Here is a 22,774-nt window from a genome sequence, read left to right as displayed (position 1 = left end):
AGATAAAAGAGGGAGGTCATCTTATGAAAAATCTCTTTAGAATCCATTTTGCAGCCATCGTAGTCAGCGATTTGCTACTACTTGCATTTTTTACCACTAGACCCGAGATAGCTTTAGAATGGCTCTTGCTCACTGGTTTTATTTTCCTCCTTGCTCAGGGACTACTGCTGTTTCGCTTGGTCGTCCGACTCAAACATCAATTCGCTGAGATTTATCCTCAAATCAATAAAAAGATTCCCTTCTACTATTTAGGGGTTCTCTCCATTGATTTTCTATTTTTTGTCGTTTTAACCTTCGTTAGTTCTCAGCGTTTTCCCTCTCTTATGCCAATCGTCACTGCTTGTCATTCTACTTTATATTATATGACGACTAACTACCTAAGAGAAAACTATCCAGATTTTTACAACAAACATATCTCTTTGTGGGAATGTCTCTAAGGAAAAGGAGGTTTTAGCATGAGAAAAATCATCTTTATCAAAACCATTGAGCTCCTTGTTATTGATGGAATCATGCTGGCATTTTTGACATTTAAAGAGGGGCTTACTTGGGACTGGATTTTGATTTATAGCGGTTGGCTCATTTTCTTTCATCCTGTGCTATTGACCTATCTTTCCAACCAACTTTGTGACCACTTTAGTCAACTCTATTCCCAGATTAGACCAAGATTCTGGGGTTTTACCTTACAAATCCTCCTATGGGATATCCTGATGATTCTCTCCTTGATATGTTTAAGTGGTATGCCACTTCTCCTTCTGGGAACTCTCCTAATCCTAGGACACCTCATCCCTTCCTATCGCATAAGCCAAATCCTGAAACAAGATTTCCCCAAGGCCTATCAAGAACCGATTTCTTTTTGGAGTATTTTATGATAGATGAGAAAAACCAATCCGGCTGGGCTTGGTCTTTCTTATCTATTTTTCGTATCAAGGATAATGGTGACTGGTCCGTCATTGACCAGCTCAACTTGCATATCCGCTCCAAAGATGCCTGTCTGAATGGACACTTCTTGCGCTAATTTTTGATTGAAAGCGTTATAGAAATCTGATGCCATATCAGGCTTGGCTGCACCTGTAAAGGCTGGACGATTGCCTTTCTTAGTATCCGCAAAGAGGGTAAACTGAGAAATAGAAAGGATTTCTCCTTCAATATCTTTGACAGACAGGTTCATCTTGCCTTCTGCGTCTGAAAAAATCCGCATATTGACCAGTTTTCTCACAGCATAATCCAAATCTTCCTCTTGGTCCTCTGGTCCAACACCAACCAGCAATAAGAGCCCCTGATTGATTTTTCCCTGAACCTGACCTTCGATACTCACTTGGGCTTTTTTAACCCGTTGGATAATGATTTTCATAATAGCCTTTCTAGTAAGAGCTAAGGCAATTAGCCGTTAGTCCGTTTGACAGAGTAAACTTCTGGCACACTCTTAATCTTGTCCACGACCGTAGTCAGCGTCGAGAGGTTGGCAATGCCGAAGGATACATGGATATTAGCAAACTTCATATCCTTGGTTGGTTGAGCGTTGACTGTTGATATATTCTTGGTTGTGTTTGAAAGAACTTGCAGTACATCGTTCAATAGTCCTGTACGGTTGAGGCCATAAATATCGATATGAGCCATATACTCCTTATTTGAGCTAGAGTACCGGTCTTCCCATTCCACATCAAGAAGACGTTGCTCGTAGTTTTCTTGAGCACGCAAGTTCATACAGTCCACACGGTGAATAGCCACACCACGACCCTTGGTAATGTAGCCAACAATATCGTCACCAGGAACAGGATTACAACACTTAGCAATCCGCACTAGGAGGCCTGATGCACCTTCAATGACCACACCACCCTCATGCTTGACCTTGAGGGTTTCTTTGTTTTCAACCTTGATCTCGCCACCTTTGACAAGTTCTTCTGCTTCAGCCTTGGCCTTGGCACGTTCTTCTTCACGACGTTCCTTTTCAGTCAGACGATTAAAGACAGAAATAGCACCGATTTCTCCAAAACCAATAGCCGCAAAGAGGGACTCTTCTGTCTTGTAGCTGGTCTTTTGCAGAACTTGGTCCATATGACGCTTGTCCATGAATTTATTGGCTACATAGCCGTTTTCTTGGAACTGAGCCATCAGCATTTCACGACCCTTGTTGACAGATAATTCCTTGTCTTGGTTTTTAAAGAACTGACGAATCTTGTTACGCGCCTTGCTGGTCTTGACCATGTTGAGCCAGTCACGACTCGGCCCAAATGAGTTGGGGTTGGTGACAATTTCCACCTGATCCCCTGTCTTAAGCTTGGTTGTCAGCGGAACCATACGACCATTGACCTTGGCACCAGTTGCTTTTTCCCCAACTTTTGTATGGATTTCATAAGCAAAGTCAATCGGTCCTGAATCTTTGGGAAGGGAACGGACAGCTCCATCTGGAGTAAAGACATAAATCTCCTCAGCCAGGTAGTTTTCCTTAACTGAATCCACAAATTCCTTAGCATCATCAGCCTGGTCTTGGAGCTCCATCATCTCCTTGATCCAGTTCATCCCAATAGCTGATTCCTTGCTGTTAACCTGCCCCTTAATACCTTTCTTATAAGCCCAGTGAGCCGCAACCCCGTACTCAGCCACCTCGTGCATTTCCTTGGTCCGAATCTGGAATTCAATCGGCCCTTTTGGTCCATAAACAGTCGTATGGATGGACTGATAACCATTGGCCTTGCGGTTAGCGATATAGTCTTTGAAACGACCTGGCATTGGTTTCCAAAGTTCATGCACATAACCAAGCATGGCATAAACATCACTTTGGGTATCTAAAATACAACGAATAGCAATCAGGTCATAGATTTCCTCAAAACGCTTTCTCTTATCCTGCATTTTGCGAAAAATCGAGTAAATATGCTTGGGACGACCGTAAATCTTCCCATTTAGATGACGATCTGTCGTATATTCCTCTAATTTTGTGACCACCTCATCCACCAAGGCTTCACGCTCTCTGCGTTTTTCCTTCATCATATGGGTAATCTTGTAAAACTCCGTAGGATTTAGATAACGGAAAGATAGGTCTTCCAATTCCCATTTGACACTGGAAATCCCCAAACGATGGGCAAGTGGAGCATAGATTTCCATGGTTTCTTTGGAAATACGTTCCTGCTTATCTTTTCGAAGATGTTTCAGGGTCCGCATATTGTGCAAGCGGTCAGACAGTTTAACCAAGATAACGCGGATGTCCTCAGACATAGCCATGAGCATCTTGCGATGATTTTCTGCCAACTGCTCTTCGTGAGACTTGTATTTAACTTTACCAAGCTTGGTAACCCCATCTACGATTACCCGCACATCAGGACCAAACTCTCTTTCCAAATCGTCCAAGGTCGCATCTGTATCTTCCACCACGTCATGCAAGAAACCACAAGCTACCGTTACAGCATCCAGCTTGAGCTTAGCTAAAATACCTGCCACTTGGATGGGGTGAATGATATAAGGCTCACCTGATTGGCGATATTGACCACAATGGCATTCCACCGCATAGACCAAGGCCTTATGGACAAAATGGACATCCTCTTCCGTTAAATATTCTTTGGTTAAAGCGACAACCTCATCGCCCGTCAAATTCACTTCTTTCGGCATCTCTACTCTCCAATTCTTCCTACCATTTTATCACTTTTTTAAGAATATGAAAACTAGAAAATTCCTACTCAATCAATATCTATATCAAAAACACTGCCAGATTTCTAGCAGTGTTTTGAGTTTTATTTATCTTAGTAAACTGTTCTTTCAGTTTCTACATCGAAGAAGTGGGCTTTGTTCAAGTCAAATCCAAGTTCAACTGTTGCACCTGTTTGCAAGTAGTCACGAGCATCAACTTTAGCAACGAATTCATCTTTACCAACTTGGCAGTAAAGGTGAGATTCTGAACCAAGCAACTCTGATACAGAGATAGTAGCTTTGACAACTGATTCTGGGAATGTTTCAAGGAAAGCAGGTTCTGCATTCACGTCTTCTGGACGAATACCGAAGATCAATTCTTTACCTTCGTAGCCTTTTTCACGAAGAACTTTCAATGCTCCTTCTGGAACTTTCAAACGGAAACCATCAGAAACAATTTCGCTTCCAACCAATTTCACATTAATGAAGTTCATAGCTGGGCTTCCAATGAATCCTGCAACGAATTTGTTAACTGGGTTTTTGTAAACTTCTTGAGGAGAACCGATTTGTTCTACACGTCCGATAGTACCTGTACCAGCAGGGTTCTTAGTTGCTGACATGATAACGATACGGTCTGCAAGTGTCATCGCTTCTGTTTGGTCGTGAGTTACGTAGATAGTTGTAGCTCCGATACGACGGTGGATTTTAGCGATTTCAGCACGCATTGATACACGAAGTTTTGCATCCAAGTTTGACAAAGGTTCGTCCATCAAGAATACTTTTGCATCACGGACAATCGCACGCCCCATGGCAACACGTTGACGTTGACCACCTGAAAGGTCAGCAGGTTTACGTTCCAAGAATTCTTTCAATCCAAGGATTTCAGCTGCTTCTTGCACACGTTTGTCGATGTCTTCTTTGCTGTATTTACGCAATTTCAAACCGAAAGCCATGTTGTCATAAACAGTCATGTGTGGATAAAGAGCGTAGTTTTGGAATACCATGGCGATGTCACGGTCTTTTGGAGCTACGTCGTTGACAACCACGCCATCGATAGATGCAGTTCCTTCTGTAATATCTTCAAGACCTGCGATCATACGAAGAGTAGTTGATTTACCACATCCTGAAGGACCTACGAAAACAATAAACTCTTTGTCTTTAATGTCCAAGTTGAAGTCTTCAACTGAGTAGTGTTCGCTGTTTGGATATTTTTTGTAAATGTTTTTAAGATTCAATTCTACCATGAGGTGAACTCCTTTTGTCTTTTGATAGTTTTATTATAGATGAAAACGCTTTACATTTCTATGGCAAGATGACCAAAAAAACAAAAAAGTTCTGTGCAACTTGCACAAAACTTTAGAGAATATCTGGTAAAATCAATTGATAACATAGGGTAAGGTCTGTCAATTCCTTCAATTGAAGCCCTGTCAATTCTTCCCATTTATCAATCTTGTATTGGAGAGAATTGCGGTGCAGATAGAGTTGCTGGGCTGTTTTAGTCAGAACAGCACTGTTTCCCCAAAGAGAAAGGATAATTTCCTGAATCTGGTCCTGGTCCAAAATCATCTGATGCAGGCATTCCTTGATTGGTTTCAAGTCCAAGAGCCTTTCCCCCATACTCCAAAGATAGAGTTGTGAAAAAGTGTGAACACCTTGGTGACCCTGACGCCACCAAGTCTTAAACAAATCCCGCTCCGCTTTGATTAAGTCTGACAGAGCTTGATGTGCTGCCTGAGACCAAACTTGGCCTAACATGATTGACAGACGAAGACCAAAGTCATACTCAACTGCTTCAATCGTATCACTTAAAATAGCTCGCACAGAGGTGTACTTATCTTGTTGAAGCACGAAAACATAATCCTGAGCTCCGACCTGAAGCACTGTTTGGCAGTTGGGAAAAAGAGTCCGCATCATGTCCAGCCAAGAGGCCAGATTTTCCTGTTGGAAATAGGAAAGATGGCAATAAACCAGCTGAATCTTTTTAAAAGTTTGCGGCGCCTGCCCCTTCCCCTCAATCAGATAGGGATACCAAGGATTAAGCGAACTAGCCTGCTCCTGCTGGGTCAAAAGGGCAACCAACTGCTTTTCACGCTCGCTAAGCCCAGTTTCCTCCAGCAAAATCCACTGCTGAGAAGCCAAAGGAAGAGTGAGATAACCCTCTTTCTCTACTGGTTGGTCTGAAATTTGAGCCTCAGGAAACCAGTCTTGTAATTCTTTTGCAATCATGTCCTAGCCCTCCACTTTTTGGATGCACCAAGAAATCAAGCTCTCAAGACGTTCCAGATTTTCAGTCATATGGAGATAGCCCATCACGGCTTCAAATCCTGTGGACATACGGTAAGTCACCACATCAGCATTTTTAGCCTTGGTGTGGCTATTGGTATTGCGGCCACGTTTGTAGATTTCTTCTTCTTTTTCCGTTAGGACTTGCTCCTCCAACATAAGGGAAATCAGGTGAGCCTGAGCCTTGGCTGAGACATACTTGGTCGCTTCTTGGTGGAGTTTATTGGGTTTGGTCATGCCTTTGAGGATGAGGTGACGGCGAATATACATGGAATACACCGCGTCCCCCTCAAAAGCTAACGCAATCCCGTTAATGAGATTGACATCAATCACGTGTCCACCTCACTCCATCTTTGGTGTCAAGGAGCTTAATCCCTTGAGCAGCCAATTGGTCACGGATCTGGTCCGCTGTCGCAAAGTCACGATTGGCACGCGCTTCTTGGCGTTTTTGGATCAAGTCTTCAATCTCTGCATCCAAAACTTCCTCAACAAAGACAATCCCAAAGACTTCCAACATATCCGCAAGAGCTTCCTTAACACTTGCATCATAATTACCTGAGTTAATCCATTTGGCCATTTCAAAAACAACTGTGATACCGTTGGCAGCGTTAAAATCTTCATCCATAGCTGCTACAAACTTATCTTTAAAGGTTTGTAACTCTTTGACATCCACTTTCCCTGTAAATGGTTGCTCATAGGTGTTTTTCAGATACTTGAGATTAGTCTCTGCATCCCGCACTGCCTTTTCCGTAAAGTTGATGGGCTTGCGGTAGTGTTGAGTCGCAAAGAAGAAACGAAGCACTTGCCCATCGAGCGTTTTGAGGGCATCATGGACAGTGATAAAGTTTCCCAAAGACTTAGACATCTTGACATTATCGATATTAACAAAGCCATTATGCATCCAGTAGTTAGCAAAGGTCTTGCCTGTTTTAGCTTCAGACTGGGCAATTTCATTGGTATGATGAGGAAACTCTAAGTCGGCTCCACCACCGTGAATATCAATGGTATCACCTAAAATCTCTGTCGACATGACTGAACACTCGATGTGCCAGCCCGGACGACCAGGTCCCCAAGGACTGTCCCAAGAAATCTCGCCTGATTTGGCAGATTTCCAGAGGGCAAAGTCTACAGGATTTTCCTTACGAGCTGTTTCTTCATCGGTACGACCTGAAGCACCCAGCTCCAAATCTTCCAAGGTTTTATTAGCCAATTTGGCATAGTTGTGAGATTTTTCCACACGGAAGTAAACATCCCCTTGGCTCTCATAGGCAAAACCTTTTTCAATCAAGTCTTCCACAAAACGGATGATGTCAATCATAAACTCCACTACACGCGGATGGCGAGTCGCAGGTTTGACGCCCAAGGCCGTCACATCCTCACGAAAGGCAGCGATGTACTTGTCCGCAACCTCCTGAGACGTAATACCTTCTTCCTTGGCACGGTTGATAATCTTATCATCCACATCCGTAAAATTGGAAATATAGGCAACCTCATACCCACGGTACTCAAAATAACGACGAATGGTATCAAAAGCCACCGTCGAACGGGCATTCCCCACGTGGATATAGTTATACACAGTTGGCCCACAAACATACATCTTGACTTTGCCGTCCTCAATCGGGACAAACTCTCGCAAATCACGAGACATGGTATCGTAAATTTTAATCATGCGGTCCACTCCCTTCTCTATTTCTGACTTTTTCGGCTGAAAACCAGCTCTGCAAAAGGACCAAATTGTCTGAGGCTATCCAGTTGGTAAAAGCGCTGCCCTTCCTCTTGGGTAAAGAGGGGAACCCCCTTTCCTAGGATAAGGGGAGCTATCTGAATAATGAGGTGGTCGAAAAGATCCGCATCCAAGAGCGGTCCTACTAAGGAATTACCACCAATCACAAAGACATTTTTGCCTTTGTCAATTTGGTGAACAAAGTCCACCACATCCCCAGCTACTGGCTGGTAATTGCTGACAGGCAGGTGCCTATCATGCGTAAAGACATAGTTTTCCGTAGCTTGATAAAAACTTTCTACATCTTGCAAATCTTGGATTTCCTCAAAGGTCCGCTTGCCCATGATGGTGATATCCATTTGCCTGTAAAAGTCATCATAGCCTGTATCCTCTACAGAACCAAGCTGATGCAACCAGTCTATCCTGTGCTGGCTGTCTGCCAAGTAGCCATCCATGGTGATACAGCCGTAAAAATATACTGCCATACTTGTAGTTTCCTTTCTAGTTCTGCTTCGCCTTCACTTAGCGGGATAGACCCAGATGATTAGACTTAAGCTAATCAAAGTATTCAGCAAAATCCTTACTGGACAAGAAAAATAAGCCAGACAACAGCAATACCAATCTGCAGCAGAAAGGTTCATTCTTAAACATTCAAGCGCCTCTCCTGTCTACTTCCGGTTCAAGCTGTCATAGATTTTAATCATAAAAGAATAGTCAGGAAAACTAAAATCCGAGAACAGTTAGTTTCATCACTAAGAGTTTAATTGAATTTCAGTCCGAATGTCTCTACACTTCGGAATCCCTTGCTCCTTTCTCATTCAGATAAACCACCTGAGTCTGTTTGACAAAGCCAATTTTTTCATACAAGCGCTTGGCACCTACATTGCTATCTTCCACTGCAATCTGAAATTTCTTATTATTTTGCTCAATTAGTTGGTTGACAAGTGATTTTGCTAAATAGCTTCCATAGCCTTTTCCACGTTCAGGTTCCGATATTGCCAAACCATAGAAGTAATTCGTATTAGTCGATAAATCTACCGTGCAAGTTCCAATAACCTGACCGTCTTTTAATAAAATATATAAGCGACTTTCTGGATCCTTCAGAGCTTCAGCGACATATCTATCCACAACTTCTCTAGATTCATGTTCCTCTGAGAATGCCTGAAATTTTAACTGACTGATTTGCTCCTGATACGAACTATCTGCTAACAAAACTTCAAGATTAGAAACCTTTGCTAACTGATAAGGTCTTCTATCCTTACCTAACCAAGTTTCTGTCTCTTCATCCTCTACCAGCCGCCAGTTATTGACAAAATCAGGATGATGTTCTAGAAAAATACGTTCTGTCTGAAAAGTAACTGAACAAATAGAGAAAGGAGCTGTTTCTCTCTCAAAACTAGTAAACAATGCACGCGCAATCCCCTGACGGCGATGAGATGGATGAACCAGTATCGTCACTTCTACATCTTGGTCATCTGCATAGACAGTTAATAAACCAACAAGTTCGCCTTTTTCATAATAAAGGAAAAAGGCGGGCATGTTTGGGTCAAAATTAAGCATGTTAGAGAGATAGGGATCACGATAGGTACCGTCATAGTTTTGGCAACAGTTAATTAGTTTTTTCGCCTCAGATAACTCCTCTTGGCTTAACTTGTTTCTTGCTTGAATCATATAGGTATCCTCTACAAACCAGACGATCTGTGACTTACATCTTTAGCCTGCTCGAGTTTATTGACGTAGTACTCTCGTTTTTCTTCGACTTCGTGAATGACCGGCTCATCCTTTTTACCATGAACTCGGACAATCTTGGCCGGAATACCGACAACCGTCACATCACTAGGTACATCTGCTACGACAACTGCTGCAGCACCGACCTTGGCATTTTCACCAATTTCCACTGGTCCAATGACTTGGGCATGAGCGGATATTAAAGCTCCTTTTCGCACGGTTGGATGGCGTTTGCCACAGTCTTTCCCTGTTCCCCCAAGAGTTACCCCATGATAGAGGAGAACGCCTTTTTCAATGATAGCCGTCTCCCCAATCACCAAACCAGAGCCATGGTCGATAAAGACACCTGAATCAATCTGGGCACCTGGATGAATCTCAATCTGAGTCCAAAAGCGCCAAAACTGACTGTGCATACGAGCAAAGAGTTTGAAGCCGTGCTTCCAGAGAAAATGTGAAAGACGGTGGGCCGCCAAGGCCTTGACACCTGGATAAGTCAGCAAAACCTCCAAAGTGGTGCGGGCCGCTGGATCATTTTCTTTTACGATATCAATGGTTTCGCGCCACCATCCCATACATTTCTCCTTTTCTTATTCTGAATCTTTTGGTGTTTCTGTAATTTCTTTCTTAGGTTTGTGGTCCTTGTGATGACGTGGGCGGTGAGGTCTCTCAGACTTTTCGCCTTTTTCATCACGTTCAGGTTTTGGAGGACGAGGAAGAAGGGCTTTCATAGAAGCATCCACACGTCCTTTTTCATCAATCTTGATAACCTTAACATCAACTTCATCCCCGATTGCTACCAAGTCTTCGACATTATTGGTACGCGTCCAAGCCATCTCAGAGATATGAACAAGGGCATCTGTCTTGTCAAAGAGGTTAACAAAAGCACCAAATTTCTCGATACGAACGACTTTAGCACGGTAAACTTCATCCACTTTGGCTTCACGGACCAAACCAGCAATAATTTCTTTAGCACGGTTAATAGCATCTTGGTCGCTAGAGTAGATAGACACATTTCCTTCTTCGTCGATATCAATCTTAACGCCTGTTTCAGCGATAATCTTGTCGATGGTTTCTCCACCCTTACCGATGACAATCTTAATCTTGTCCACATCAATCTTGATGGTATCAATTTTCGGAGCAGTTGGAGCCAATTCGGGACGGACTTCTGGAATGGTTGCTTCAATCACATCAAGGATTTCAAAACGGGCTTTCTTAGCTTGGGCAAGAGCCTCAGTCAAGATTTCTGCAGTAATCCCTTGAATTTTGATATCCATTTGTAGGGCTGTAATCCCGTCACGAGTACCTGCAACCTTGAAGTCCATGTCTCCAAAGTGGTCTTCCAAACCTTGGATATCTGTCAAGACTGTGTAATTATTTCCATCTGAGATAAGTCCCATAGCAATACCAGCTACTGGCGCCTTGATTGGCACACCACCAGCCATAAGAGCAAGCGTTCCTGCACAGATAGAGGCTTGAGATGAAGAACCGTTTGATTCCAAAACTTCTGCTACTAGACGGATAGCGTATGGGAATTCTTCCAAACTTGGCAAGACTTGAGCAAGAGCACGCTCACCAAGAGCACCGTGACCGATTTCACGACGACCTGGCGCACCGTAACGACCAGTTTCCCCTACAGAGTATTGAGGGAAGTTATAGTGGTGCATAAAGCGTTTCTTGTACTCTGGATCCAAACCATCGATAATCTGAGTTTCCCCCATCGGAGCCAAAGTCAAGACAGAAAGAGCCTGAGTTTGTCCACGAGTAAAGAGACCTGAACCATGCACACGAGGAAGGAAGTCAACAACCGCATCCAAAGGACGGATTTCATCGACCTTACGGCCATCAGGACGTACCTTGTCTTCTGTGATCAAGCGACGCACTTCAGCGTGTTCCATTTGTTCCAAGATTTCAGCCACATCACGCATGATACGGTCAAATTCTTCGTGGTCTGCATATTTTTCTTCGTAAACAGCAGTCACTTGGTCTTTAACTGCTTGAGTTGCAGCTTCACGAGCCAATTTTTCTTCTACTTGGACAGCTTTTTGGAGGTCGCTGTTGTAGGCTGCGATGATTTCAGCCTGCAAGTCAGCATCCACATGAAGCAATTCTACTTCTGCTTTTTCCTTACCGACAGCAGCAACGATTTCTTCTTGGAAAGCAATCAATTCTTTGACCGCTTCGTGCCCTTTAAGGAGCGCTTCCAGCATGATTTCTTCTGACAATTCTTTAGCACCAGACTCTACCATGTTGATGGCGCGCTTAGTTCCTGCTACTGTCAATTCAAGGAGAGATTGCTCTGCTTGTTCTTGAGTAGGGTTGATGATGATTTGGCCATTGACATAGCCCACCTGTACCCCAGCGATTGGTCCGTCAAATGGAATATCTGAGATAGAAAGCGCTAAAGAAGAACCAAACATAGCTGCCATAGGTGCAGAGGCATTTTCATCATAAGAAAGTACTGTGTTAATCACTTGGACTTCGTTACGGAAACCTTCCGCAAACATAGGACGGATTGGACGGTCAATCAAACGCGCTGTCAATGTCGCATCCGTTGAAGGACGTCCTTCACGTTTCATAAAGCCACCAGGAAACTTCCCAGCTGCATACATTTTTTCTTCGTAGTTGACTTGAAGCGGGAAGAAATCCCCAGTTGCCATCTTCTTAGACATAACGGCCGCAGTCAAGACAGTTGACTCACCGTAACGCACGACAACAGAACCATTTGCCTGCTTAGCAACCTGACCAGTCTCTACGATTAACTCACGACCCGCAAAAGTCGTTTGAAACACTTGTTTTGTCATTTTAATCCCCTTTGGATTGATGAAATTATACGCCTTGCCTACAAAGATCAAGATACTAAGGACGTCAAAAGCAAAGTAAAAATAGGAAACTGACGAAGTCTTCGATGAAGACAAGACAGTTTATCTTTTTTACACAGCTTTTCGGCCGGGTTCAATTACACAAGATAGCATTCGATTGACGCAGTGTACCATGTACACCAGGAAATCTATCTTTTTCACTAGGGATTTAGCCCGGGTTCAATTACTCAAGATACAAATCATTAGAAAGGTTTGATACTAAAGTATCTAAACCTTTCACGCTAATCGCTATCAGGCGATTAGCTAAATGCTTTACTAACTCTCTCGTCAAATAATATCGATTTGACTCGCTCGTGTCGCTCTTTCCTACCGTTAGTTATCAGAAAGGTTTGATGCTAAAGTATCTAAATCTTTTAGTTAGAATGCATTCTATTTTTTTAATACCCTCATCTTTGTATCAAGTACGTACAGAGTCTATTTTATCATATTTTTCTTAAAAAGTGCGGTCTTTACCATTAAAAAGGAACCATTCCCCTCACCTGAGAAGAATGGTTTGCTTTTTATTATCCTAGAGACTGGTGATTAAACAAGGCGTGGGTTGCTTGGTGGATGTATTTTGCTGTATCCGCATTGTTCATAGTGTAGAGATGCACACCGGCAACATCCTGAGTTACCAAGTCCACGATTTGGTCCACCGCATAGGCAAGTCCTGCTGCTCTGAGCGACTCAGGGTCATGCTCATACTTGTCTAAGATGGCTTTAAATTTGCGTGGAAGATGGATATTCTCGCAAGTCTTCAAGAGGCGGAGAGCCTGATTTCGATTCAGAATTGGCATAATCCCTGCATGAATAGGAACATCAATCCCAGCCAAGATGCACTTGTCTTGGAAATCATAGAAGCGCTCATTGTCAAAGAAAAGCTGAGTTACGAGGCTCGAACAGCCTGCATCTACTTTCTTCTTAAGATTTTGAATATCAGAAATCTGATTTGGTGAATCTGGATGGCCTTCTGGATAACAAGCACCAACAATATCAAAGTGAGGAGCTTGCTCCCTGATGAACTCAATCAAGTCAGTTGCGTAGCGGAAATCCTTTTGTGGTTCCACATCTGGAATAATATCCCCACGAAGAGCCAAGATTTTCTGCACCCCAACCTTGTCCAAGTCTGTAATCGTTTCAGCAACCTTGTCCTTAGTCAAATAGATGGCTGGCAAGTGAGCAATAGTCGGAATCACCAAGTCATTTTGGATAAAGTCAGCCAAACGAACCGTCGTTTCCTTGATATTAAATTTATTATTGCTGGCAGTCACACTGATAAAGTGGGGAGCCAACTCCTGCATATCTTGAAGAGCAGAAATAATGTTATCATTACCCACGGCTGGGTTGGGAGGGAACACTTCAAATGAGAGTGACGGTGTTTGGCGTGACATAGTCATTATCCTTTTCTAGTTGATTTTTTCGTTAGCTGGATTCCTAGAATCCAAGTGAAACAGGCAGATTGACCAAACAGCGCTTCTTGAGAAATCCTATCTTACAATTTCTCACGCGCAGCTTTAGCTGCTTCAACAAGGCGGATCAAGCTTTCTTTTGTTTCTGGAATACCACGTGTTTTCAAACCACAGTCAGGGTTGATCCAAACTTTCTTACTTGGCACTTTAGCAAGGATAGCTTCGATTGTGTGGTCGATTTCGCCTTCATTTGGTACACGAGGTGAGTGGATATCGTAAACCCCAGGTCCCACTTCTGTTTGGAAGTTTTTCGCTTTGAGTTCGTCCAAGATTTCAAGGTTTGAACGGCTAGCCTCAAATGAGATAACGTCCGCATCCATGTTGTCGATAGCTGGGATGATATCTGTAAATTCTGAGTAACACATGTGAGTGTGGATTTGTGTGTCTGGCGCTACTGTTGAGTGTACCAAGCGGAAGGCAGGAATTGCCCAGTCAAGGTAGTCTTCATACCAGTCGCTACGGCGAAGTGGCAATTTCTCACGAAGAGCAGCCTCGTCGATTTGGATGATTTTCACACCAGCAGCTTCAAGGTCAAGCACTTCATCCTTGATAGCAAGGGCGATTTGAAGAGTAGAATCCTTGATAGAGATGTCTTCACGTGGGAATGACCAGTTTAGAATAGTTACTGGTCCAGTCAACATACCTTTAACAGGTTTGTTTGTACGGCTTTGTGCATAGCTAGACCATTTTACAGTGATTGGGTTGAGACGAGTGACATCACCCCAGATGATTGGTGGTTTAACCCCACGCATACCGTATGACTGTACCCAACCATTTTTAGAGAAGAGGTAACCTGACAAGTTTTGACCGAAGTACTCAACCATGTCATTACGCTCGAACTCACCGTGAACAAGGACATCAAAGTCGATATCTTCTTGCCATTTGATCCATTCATCGATTGTTTCAGCAAGGAAAGCGTCGTACTCTTCTTGAGACAATTCACCTTTACGGTAAGCCAAACGTTTTGCACGAACTTCTTTAGTTTGAGGGAATGAACCGATAGTTGTTGTTGGAAGAGCTGGAAGTTTGAAAGCTTCTTCTTGGATAGCTTCACGTTCTGCAAAGGCTGGCAAACGAGTGTAGTCTGCGTCCGTCAATCCAGCGATACGAGCACGAAGTTCCGCATTTTCACCCACACGCTCAGTCGCAAAGAGTTCTTTGTTGGCTGCAAGTGCTTCTTCACCTTGACCATTGCGGATAGCATCCAAATCACGGATTTCGTCTAATTTTTCAACCGCAAAGGCAAAGTGGTTCAAGATTGCTGGTTCAAATTCTTCATTAGCAGTTGTAAATGGCACATGAAGAAGTGAGCATGAGCTTGTCAAGACAATATTTTCAGCTGGAATTTGCTCAAGAACAGCCAAGCTATTTTCGTAGTTGTTGCGCCAGATGTTTTTACCATTGACAATACCTGCATAAAGAGTCTTATCAGCTGGGAAACCACCTTTAACGAGTTCAAGAGTTTTCTTACCTTCAACAAAATCAAGACCGATAGCATCTACTGGCAATTTCACAAGGTCAGCGTAGACGTCACGAACATCACCGAAGTAAGTTTGAAGCAAGACTTCAAGGCCTTTCTTGTCCGCCAAGAGTTTGTTGTAGAGGTTCAAGAAGAGAGCTTTTTCTTCAGCTGTCAAATCTTTGACAAGAGCCGCTTCATCCAATTGGATACGAGATGCACCAAGTTCAGCCAATTTAGTAAAAACTTCTTGGTAAGCAGCCACTAAGCTGTCTACGAAGTCTTCTGCTTTCACACCTTCTTCAAAGTCTGACAATTGAAGGAAAGTGAATGGACCTACAAGAACTGGGCGAGTGTTCAATCCAAGTTCTTTGGCTTCTTGGAACTCATCAAAGATTTTGTGACCTGCAAGTTTAACTTGAGTGTCTTTTTCAAACTTAGGAACGATGTAGTGGTAGTTGGTGTTGAACCATTTCTTCATTGGAAGGGCGCGAACGTCCCCTTTTTCTCCTTGGTAACCACGACCCAAAGCGAAGTAGCGCTCAAGGTCAGACAAGTCCAAGTTTTGAACTGAAGCAGGTACCACGTTGAAAAGGAAAGCTGCATCTAGGAAGTTGTCATAGTGAGAAAAGTCATTTGATGGGATTTCAGTGATGCCTTTTTCTTTGACAATGTTCCAGTGTTTAGCACGCAATTCTTTTGCTGCTGCCAAGAGTTCTTCTTCTGAGATTTCTTTTCTAAAGTATTTTTCAGTTGTAAATTTTAATTCGCGGAATTCGCCCAAACGAGGGAAACCGATGATTGTAGTTGACATGATGTGTCCTCCAAAATTTGTTGTTGAAACTATCTTAACAGAAAAGAAATCATCTGTATAATTGTAAAAAATTAGGCTTTAATATAGTTTGAAACTATATCTCTGTTTTAAACAAAAGAAAAAGACCTGAGAAAAATGCCTCAAATCCTTTTTGTAGCTTGTTTTTTAACTATATTTCAGTTAGACTGGTCAAACGCGTTATTGGTAATTCTTATAAGTGACTATGGCTTGTTATTAGAAAAGACTATAAGTCAATCCCCTTCTCTCGGAGATTGTCCAGACACTCCTCATAGTAGGCATCGTCATGTTCGCTGTATATAGGACTGGTCAATTTTTCCTCTGCTAAGTCTTGATAAGGAGGGCAGGTCTTACCTCGGTAGTTCTTGTCCAACCACTCTGGACTGACATTGTAGCCTCGATTAGCCATCTCCTTCATGATCAAGTCATGATAGGCATAGAGACGATAGGGCGAGTGAGTAAAGACATAGTCCACCGTCGCATGCTTTCTGCCCCAACCGTTGCCACGAAGAGCGCAGCATTCTCGATGCTGCCCCAAAAGTTGAGGACGGGGAAGTTGCGAAATTAAGTCCTCATGCCAAAGTCTCATGACAATCTCCTTTCAGTAAAGTTGAATGTTGCAAGTAGGTATTTGGATAGCGATCAAGCAAGTCTCTAGTCTTAGTGATCAAGTCTTCCTTAGAAGCCTGACCAAAGCGGTAGCGATCAAGCAAGAGCATATAGTCCTTGCGCTCGGCATCTGTCGCTTTCTTTTTAAAATAGCCCCAAATATGCTGAAAGGCATTGCAAACCTGACCCCTGTGTTCTGTAATCTGGCAGGCACGGTCAATCATCTCTTGAACCTGACTCACCTCCACCTCTTCATTCTTCAAGTATTGGCGAATCTCATTGTAAATATTGCTAGAATGACTCAAAACGAGGTATTTGTTTCTCGCCCAAAGTTGCTGGCAAAGGGCACGTTGGTTGTTATTTCCCATATTTCTCCTTACTTTCTATCAGTTCCCAGGAAATATGGAAACAAAGTTATATCTTAAAAATGAGCGGAATATGAGCGAATAAAGAGTGTTTTTTGTAGAGCCTGATTTTTCTAATAAATATTAGTCAACAATCCTTAAATACCTGAATAAGTCTCTACTAACAACTGAATCTTACGTAAAACTTCTTGCTTTTTCCGTTCACGTGCTCCCTGTCTACGAGAAGTTGGTGGAATAATCGAATCTAAATCAGTCCCACTGTTTTCAGCATAACCTCGTTGAATTGATTTGTCTATGAATAATTGGTAATCAGCTACAAGGTTCTCAGACTCAGCTAGGTCATGGATTGCGATTTTCTTGCGTTCCTTGCCATATTCATAGAAAGCATTGATAACCCCATCATGGTCTTTCAATTTTTGCAAATCAGTGTCATTGATAAAGCCGATAACCAACTCTTCTTTGGCACGAATATCGATACTAGAACGAATTACACGACTAACTTCTGCTTTCATTACTTCTTTAGACTCAGAATTCTTCGATTTTTCAACAATCAATGCAAGAATATAGTCCAGATTAATCTCATCTGTTTTTAAGAGTTCGATTTCAAATTCAACATCTGAAAGGTCAACACCTAAGTCTTTTGTTCTTTCATAATTTTTAAGGTTTAAGAATTCATCTCGAATTTCTACATAAGTGCTTCTTAAATCCTGAAGATAACCTTCAGAGATAGGCTTATCGATTTCTTGAAACTCATCATAATTTCGAAGGACGTTATCAAGCTTCAGTAACTCACCAAATAACTTAACAAATTCTTTTTTATCATGTTCTGTTTCAATTTCTTGTGGATTAGGGAATCTTTCCAAAATTTCCTGACAAACCGCAGTATAGCCTTTGACCTCGATACCCGTTACTTGATCCACGAAACCATCCATGTATTCACTAAAGCTTTTTTCCAAGATGATTTCAAGCTTATTTGTGTCTCCAAAAGTCTTAATAGCTTCTTGCGTAGCCTTTTCTAAATCACGGAAACAAACAATATTCCCAAAACGTTTAACCTTATTAAAAATTCGATTAGTTCTCGAGAAAGCCTGAATCAAACCATGATAACGTAGGTTTTTATCGACAAAGAGAGTATTCATACTTGGAGCATCAAATCCCGTCAAGAACATACCAACTACAATCAGCAAATCCACTTCCTTGGACTTAACTCGTTTAGAAAGGTCACGATAGTAATTTTGGAACTCCTTCCCATCAGCTGAGAAGTTGGTCTTGAACATGTGATTATAGTCGTCAATCGCTCTAGAAAGAAACTCTTTAGAAGATATAGGCAGGGCTGTATCTTGAGGCTCTAGCTCTTCATCTTGAATTTCTCCATAAGCTGACTGTTCTTCGTTAGGTGCAAAACTAAAGATAGTTGCAACTTTCAATCGTTTAGTTTCTGGTAAAGCTGCTTGCTGTCGTTGGAGTTCTTCATAGTATAATTTTGCTGCTTCAATACTCTGTACAGCTAGCATGGCATTAAATCCAAACAGTTGTTTTTGCTTATGAGTATAGTGTTGATTTCGATGCGTCTTGTCATCATAAACTCTCAACAGGTACTCAGTGATGGTTGCTATCCGCTCGGGATGTAGAAGTAGTTCCTTCTCCATCTTTTTGAGTTTCTTCTCGTCAATCTCTCGGCCAACTGCTTTTTCAGCTTCTCTATACTTATTGATTTCAGGTTTGATATAGTTATAGTCAACCTTGAACTTCAACACTTTTTCATCTCGAATAGCATCCGTGATAACGTAGTTATGAAGTTGTTCTCCAAAAACTTCTTGTGTCGTTTCACCCGTCAAGCTATTTTCTGGGAAAATCGGTGTCCCTGTAAATCCAAATAGAGCATATTGTTTAAAAGCCTTCTTAATACGCTTCTGCGCCTTCCCAAACTGGGAGCGGTGACATTCATCAAAGATTAAAACACATTTTTTACTATAGATTTCATGATTTGGATTCGCTGTTATAAATTTGTTTAGCTTTTGAATTGTTGTGACAACGATTTTACCATCATTTTCTTCAATATTACGTTGAAGTTCCTTTGTGCTGTTACTTCCATTAACTGAATTTGGTTGGAACTTTTTATATTCATTCATAGTTTGGTCATCTAGGTCTTTTCTATCAACCACAAAAATCACTTTATCAATATAGTCCAACCCTGTCGCCAAACGGGCAGTCTTAAAGCTTGTCAAAGTTTTTCCTGATCCCGTTGTATGCCAGATATAGCCACAAGCATTGATTGTGCCAAAGTTCTTCATCTCATTAGACGAATGAATCTTGCGTATGATACTCTCAGTAGCTGCTATCTGATAAGGGCGCATGATGAGCAAGGTGTTATTAGTATCAAAAACACAATACTTAGTCAAAACTTCCAAGAGGACACGCTTGCTAAAAAAAGTAACAGTAAAATCTTCCAAATCGTGAATAGTCTTATTCTTACGATCTGCCCATTCACAGGTGAACTCATAATGATTTTTATTTTGAGCTGTTGTATTGGCAAAATAGCGTGTAAAAGTACCATTCGAAATGACAAAAATCTGAATGTATTTGTATAAAGAATTCTCACTATTGAAACTTTCCTTACTGTATCTATGGATTTGTTCAAAAGCTTCTTTGAGCCTAACACCACGTCTTTTCAATTCAATCTGAACTAGAGGTAGTCCATTTACTAAGATGGTGACATCGTAACGATTAGTATGACTACCCACCTGGGTCACTTGGTTGATGACCTGCACGCTGTTGTTGTGAATGTTTTTCTTATCAAGGATGAAAATATTTTTAATTCGTCCATCATCAAAGACAAAGTCATAGATATGATTTTCTTGGATTTTTCGTGTTTTTTCAACCAAACCTTCATTGGGACAGTCCAGATACTCGACTACAAAGCGACTCCATTCCGCATCAGTAAAGACCACCTTATTAAGTTTTTCAATTTGAACCTTGGCATTTGCTAAGAGCTCTTCAGGCGTATGGATATCTAGTCGTTCGTAGTTAAGATAATTTACCAAATCAGAAATCAACTGATTTTCTAGGTCAGCCTCAGACTGATATTCTCTATCTGTGCGATACTCTGGTTGATACTCAGCCAAGAGAATCCCTTCATTCGTTTCCGCAATAACTTCATGTATTTTTGAATAATCAACCATAGTATTCTTCCTTTTTTGTTTTTATTGAGATTTTTTCTCAAAATGATTCAAGAATTTATCTAGTGAAGTTTAATAATTGTTCTCTCCAGTATTCATACTGTTTCTGTCTTAGTTCGATTTCTTTTGGAAGACCCTCAGAAAGAGAGTTGGTTAGGGTGTTAAAATTGTCAAGGATGGAGACAATTCTTACTTGTTCAGTAAGAGATGGTAAGTAGAACGTTACTTTATCAATAATATCTTTAGACAATCTAGGAATACTAGCCTTTCGAACCTGTGATTTAAGTCTATCTTGCTTACTTAACAAGACATAGTACATAAATTTATCAGAAATATTATCTGACGTCTCTAATGTGTAGACATCATCTGCTGCCCAAAAGTCCACAGCGCTATAGCCAATTTCACCAGCCGCCCCTGCACAAATTACAAAACTAGTATTTTTCACTCTGTTTGATTCGGTATAATATCCCAAGGGCGCCAAACTATTTTGATAAACTGGAACACTTCCTGAAGTAGTTAGTTGCTTTCTAACAAGACGTTTCCCACGTTTCAAATTGACAACTTGTCCCACCTTCACTCGAATTGGACCAAATATCCACTGTAATAGCCTGATAAGAGCGGAATTGTCCCACTCCTCTACTCTACTCTACTCTACTCTACTCTACTCTACTCTCAGTGTACTCGCCTTCGGCGACGAATGTCAAGAGTTTTTCTCTAAAATATTCATACTGTTTTTGACGAAGTTCAATCTCCTTGGGTAGTCCGATGTTTAGGTCATTACAAACCTTGTCAAAGTTGTCTAGAACTTGAACAATACGAGACTGAATTTCGAGAGAAGGGACTGGGATTTTGAACGTTTTTATCATCCCCGCATTGATATTAGATTGCGATCCTTGTCCCATTGATTTTAATATTTCGTAATTATAAGTCAACCAGTGGTAAACATAACGATAATTTGCTATATCTTCATCTACCTCAATGTTACAGCATGCTTGATTTGTTGTTAATGGAATTTTGGCAATACCTACTTTTGCAGCAGTTGCTCCGTACATAGCCACTATAACCGCGTTTTTTTCAATCCATTTAGCCGATGAATTCGCTAATCCTTCTTCCGTTATGCTTAATTCTGTATCATAAATCTCCCGAAAATCTACCTCTTGAGTTCTAAGCCAAGGAATTGAACCTCCATAATATAAGCTATTTGATCTATCTGGTGTCCCTCCAGACGTTATCTTCTTAGAAACATCTAGAAGTGTCTTCCACTCAACCTGATAGACTTCATCCTCAAATGATAAGAGTTTATCTCGATAATAAGAGTATTGCTTTTTACGTGAGGTCAATTCTGAGGTCAATTCTGTAACATACTCAGTCATTTTGTCAAGTTTTTGCACGATTTTTTCTTGAATTTCTTCACTTTGAAGTATTGGTATTTGAGTAGTTCTTGCTTTACTCCAATGTCTTTTATAGCTTCCTTCTTTCTTATAAAAATTACAAAAGCAATAGTATATATATTTTGCCTTTATGCCACTTTTAGGTTTCAAAATTTTTAAACCATCTGCTCCTTGAACAAAAGCAAAGTCTACATATTTTATATGCTCTGAGTGATCCCCAAAAATGATATATTCATCTTTTTCAAGATATTTTTCATTATCTGTATAACCTGCTACAAATTGTTCACCCTGATCAACAATTGGTATTCTTCCTGTTACTTGATACTCCTTTTTAGTTAACTTTACTGGACTTGTCACAGTATCAACCACTTCCCCCAACTCTTTCCACTCAACGGGACAGTTTTGGATTTCTTCTAGGATGTTCATATTTTTCCTCACTTTGATATAAAAATAGCCCTAGCAGTCACTTTAAGGCTACTGAGCTAATAAATCTGAAAATTCTTCTTTCTGTGACCAGGCCAATAACTGTATATCGCTTACTTTCGATGCTTGAATCGCCTTAGATGCAACTTTATTTTCCAAATCATTATAAATAAGAATTTTTTTCGAAACTTGTTGAATATCTCGATTGCTAGCAATATCTTGGTAAATATAGTTAACTCTTGCCAAACTATTATAATCAAACCGATTGACAATTTGAACCCAAATTTCAGGACGATTTTTCCTAGCTCCTAAAACATAATCAACTTGATAATCAATTCCTGAATATCCTGTCAATCGAACGTTTGGCATACCACCAAAATCTTTTTCATAAAAATAATCTTGTACTTCCTCTGTGAAGAGGCTTGTAACGTTGGATCGATGAGTATTCAGTAAATCATAGAGACGTATAATTGTCTCAATCATTTTATGTTTCGCTTTTGGAAAATTCTTTGCTTCACATTCGATATATACAATATCTTCATCCAACTTTGATCCAAACTGCCTTAATACACTGGTTATAATTCGTTGTCTTGTTTCTTTCGTAATGTCGAGACCTGCCAAAGCCAATTCATTAAAAGTTTCACCATCGTCTGAAATTCTTAATAAATCATTAGGTTTTTCTTCTAGGTACAACCGCACTCGATCATTTAAATGATTTACATAAGGCGTTACAATTTCAGAGTACCCATCAAAATCCGTTACAAGTAGTTTTTCACGATACCACTTCACATAGTCATCAATCAGTTTCAAACTATCCATAGTAACCTCCTTTTA

General features: G+C 41.1%; 20 protein-coding genes. 2 read left to right on the top strand and 18 right to left on the bottom strand.

Translation table 11 applies throughout. The features are described from left to right. The first annotated feature begins 23 nt into the window (after positions 1-23). Both D8845_RS03520 and D8845_RS03515 read left to right on the top strand, forming a co-directional pair. Complete coding sequence (locus D8845_RS03520; protein WP_125452499.1) at positions 24-437, top strand: hypothetical protein; 414 nt, start codon at positions 24-26, stop codon at positions 435-437. A gap of 18 nt (positions 438-455) precedes the next feature. Further along, positions 456-869 (top strand): hypothetical protein, encoded by a 414-nt coding sequence (locus D8845_RS03515; protein ID WP_125452498.1) that lies wholly within the window; start codon positions 456-458, stop codon positions 867-869. Positions 870-907: 38 nt separating this feature from the next. Here D8845_RS03515 and dtd read toward each other — a convergent pair whose 3' ends face one another. The 18 genes from dtd to D8845_RS03420 form a co-directional block, all read right to left on the bottom strand. Continuing rightward, a complete protein-coding gene (gene dtd, locus D8845_RS03510; RefSeq protein ID WP_125452497.1) occupies positions 908-1,351 on the bottom strand; it encodes a D-aminoacyl-tRNA deacylase in 444 nt (147 codons plus the stop codon). 29 nt (positions 1,352-1,380) lie between these two features. After that, positions 1,381-3,603 carry a RelA/SpoT family protein gene (locus D8845_RS03505; RefSeq protein ID WP_125452496.1) on the bottom strand — a complete coding sequence of 741 codons (2,223 nt, stop codon included), beginning with the start codon at positions 3,601-3,603 and terminating at the stop codon, positions 1,381-1,383. A gap of 131 nt (positions 3,604-3,734) precedes the next feature. Continuing rightward, entirely contained in the window at positions 3,735-4,865 is a 1,131-nt protein-coding gene (locus D8845_RS03500; protein WP_000229948.1) for an ABC transporter ATP-binding protein, read from the bottom strand. Positions 4,866-4,977: 112 nt separating this feature from the next. Beyond that, positions 4,978-5,847 (bottom strand): helix-turn-helix domain-containing protein, encoded by an 870-nt coding sequence (locus D8845_RS03495; RefSeq protein WP_125452495.1) that lies wholly within the window; start codon positions 5,845-5,847, stop codon positions 4,978-4,980. A gap of 3 nt (positions 5,848-5,850) precedes the next feature. Continuing rightward, positions 5,851-6,237 carry a Mini-ribonuclease 3 gene (locus tag D8845_RS03490; RefSeq protein ID WP_070528982.1) on the bottom strand — a complete coding sequence of 129 codons (387 nt, stop codon included), beginning with the start codon at positions 6,235-6,237 and terminating at the stop codon, positions 5,851-5,853. Continuing rightward, positions 6,230-7,573, bottom strand: coding sequence for a cysteine--tRNA ligase (gene cysS, locus D8845_RS03485; RefSeq protein ID WP_125452494.1), 1,344 nt, complete (start codon positions 7,571-7,573; stop codon positions 6,230-6,232). Before cysS ends, D8845_RS03490 begins: the two co-directional genes overlap by 8 nt. Positions 7,574-7,590: 17 nt before the next feature. After that, positions 7,591-8,112 carry a dihydrofolate reductase family protein gene (locus tag D8845_RS03480; protein ID WP_000301974.1) on the bottom strand — a complete coding sequence of 174 codons (522 nt, stop codon included), beginning with the start codon at positions 8,110-8,112 and terminating at the stop codon, positions 7,591-7,593. 301 nt (positions 8,113-8,413) lie between these two features. After that, positions 8,414-9,298, bottom strand: a complete 885-nt coding sequence (locus D8845_RS03475) for a GNAT family N-acetyltransferase (RefSeq protein ID WP_125452493.1) — start codon at positions 9,296-9,298, stop codon at positions 8,414-8,416. Positions 9,299-9,309: 11 nt separating this feature from the next. Then, positions 9,310-9,927, bottom strand: coding sequence for a serine O-acetyltransferase (cysE, locus tag D8845_RS03470; RefSeq protein ID WP_125452492.1), 618 nt, complete (start codon positions 9,925-9,927; stop codon positions 9,310-9,312). Positions 9,928-9,942: 15 nt separating this feature from the next. Next, positions 9,943-12,156 carry a polyribonucleotide nucleotidyltransferase gene (gene pnp, locus D8845_RS03465; protein ID WP_125452491.1) on the bottom strand — a complete coding sequence of 738 codons (2,214 nt, stop codon included), beginning with the start codon at positions 12,154-12,156 and terminating at the stop codon, positions 9,943-9,945. A gap of 581 nt (positions 12,157-12,737) precedes the next feature. After that, positions 12,738-13,604, bottom strand: coding sequence for a methylenetetrahydrofolate reductase [NAD(P)H] (metF, locus tag D8845_RS03455; protein ID WP_125452490.1), 867 nt, complete (start codon positions 13,602-13,604; stop codon positions 12,738-12,740). A 101-nt stretch (positions 13,605-13,705) separates the two neighbouring features. After that, positions 13,706-15,955 (bottom strand): 5-methyltetrahydropteroyltriglutamate--homocysteine S-methyltransferase, encoded by a 2,250-nt coding sequence (gene metE, locus D8845_RS03450; RefSeq protein WP_125452489.1) that lies wholly within the window; start codon positions 15,953-15,955, stop codon positions 13,706-13,708. Between the two features lie 244 nt (positions 15,956-16,199). Continuing rightward, a complete protein-coding gene (locus D8845_RS03445) occupies positions 16,200-16,562 on the bottom strand; it encodes a TIGR02328 family protein (protein ID WP_125452488.1) in 363 nt (120 codons plus the stop codon). Then, positions 16,546-16,950 carry a YbgA family protein gene (locus tag D8845_RS03440; RefSeq protein ID WP_125452487.1) on the bottom strand — a complete coding sequence of 135 codons (405 nt, stop codon included), beginning with the start codon at positions 16,948-16,950 and terminating at the stop codon, positions 16,546-16,548. The genes D8845_RS03445 and D8845_RS03440 overlap by 17 nt, the downstream gene beginning before the upstream one ends. 134 nt (positions 16,951-17,084) lie before the next feature. Beyond that, positions 17,085-20,129, bottom strand: coding sequence for a type I restriction endonuclease subunit R (locus D8845_RS03435; protein ID WP_125452486.1), 3,045 nt, complete (start codon positions 20,127-20,129; stop codon positions 17,085-17,087). Between the two features lie 55 nt (positions 20,130-20,184). Continuing rightward, positions 20,185-20,697: a restriction endonuclease subunit S gene (locus tag D8845_RS03430; protein ID WP_260467934.1), complete on the bottom strand. Its 513-nt coding sequence runs from the start codon at positions 20,695-20,697 to the stop codon at positions 20,185-20,187. Positions 20,698-20,782: 85 nt separating this feature from the next. Continuing rightward, positions 20,783-21,943, bottom strand: a complete 1,161-nt coding sequence (locus tag D8845_RS03425) for a restriction endonuclease subunit S (RefSeq protein ID WP_125452484.1) — start codon at positions 21,941-21,943, stop codon at positions 20,783-20,785. Positions 21,944-21,991: 48 nt separating this feature from the next. Then, complete coding sequence (locus tag D8845_RS03420) at positions 21,992-22,759, bottom strand: DUF1828 domain-containing protein (protein ID WP_125452483.1); 768 nt, start codon at positions 22,757-22,759, stop codon at positions 21,992-21,994. Between the last annotated feature and the right edge of the window lie 15 nt (positions 22,760-22,774).

Origin of the sequence: Streptococcus mitis (assembly GCF_003942865.1) — a bacterium.
GTDB classification, from domain to species: Bacteria; Bacillota; Bacilli; order Lactobacillales; family Streptococcaceae; genus Streptococcus; species Streptococcus mitis_BI.
The sequence above is the reverse complement of the archived record's forward strand: the minus strand, read 5'-3'. Positions and strand labels throughout refer to the sequence as shown.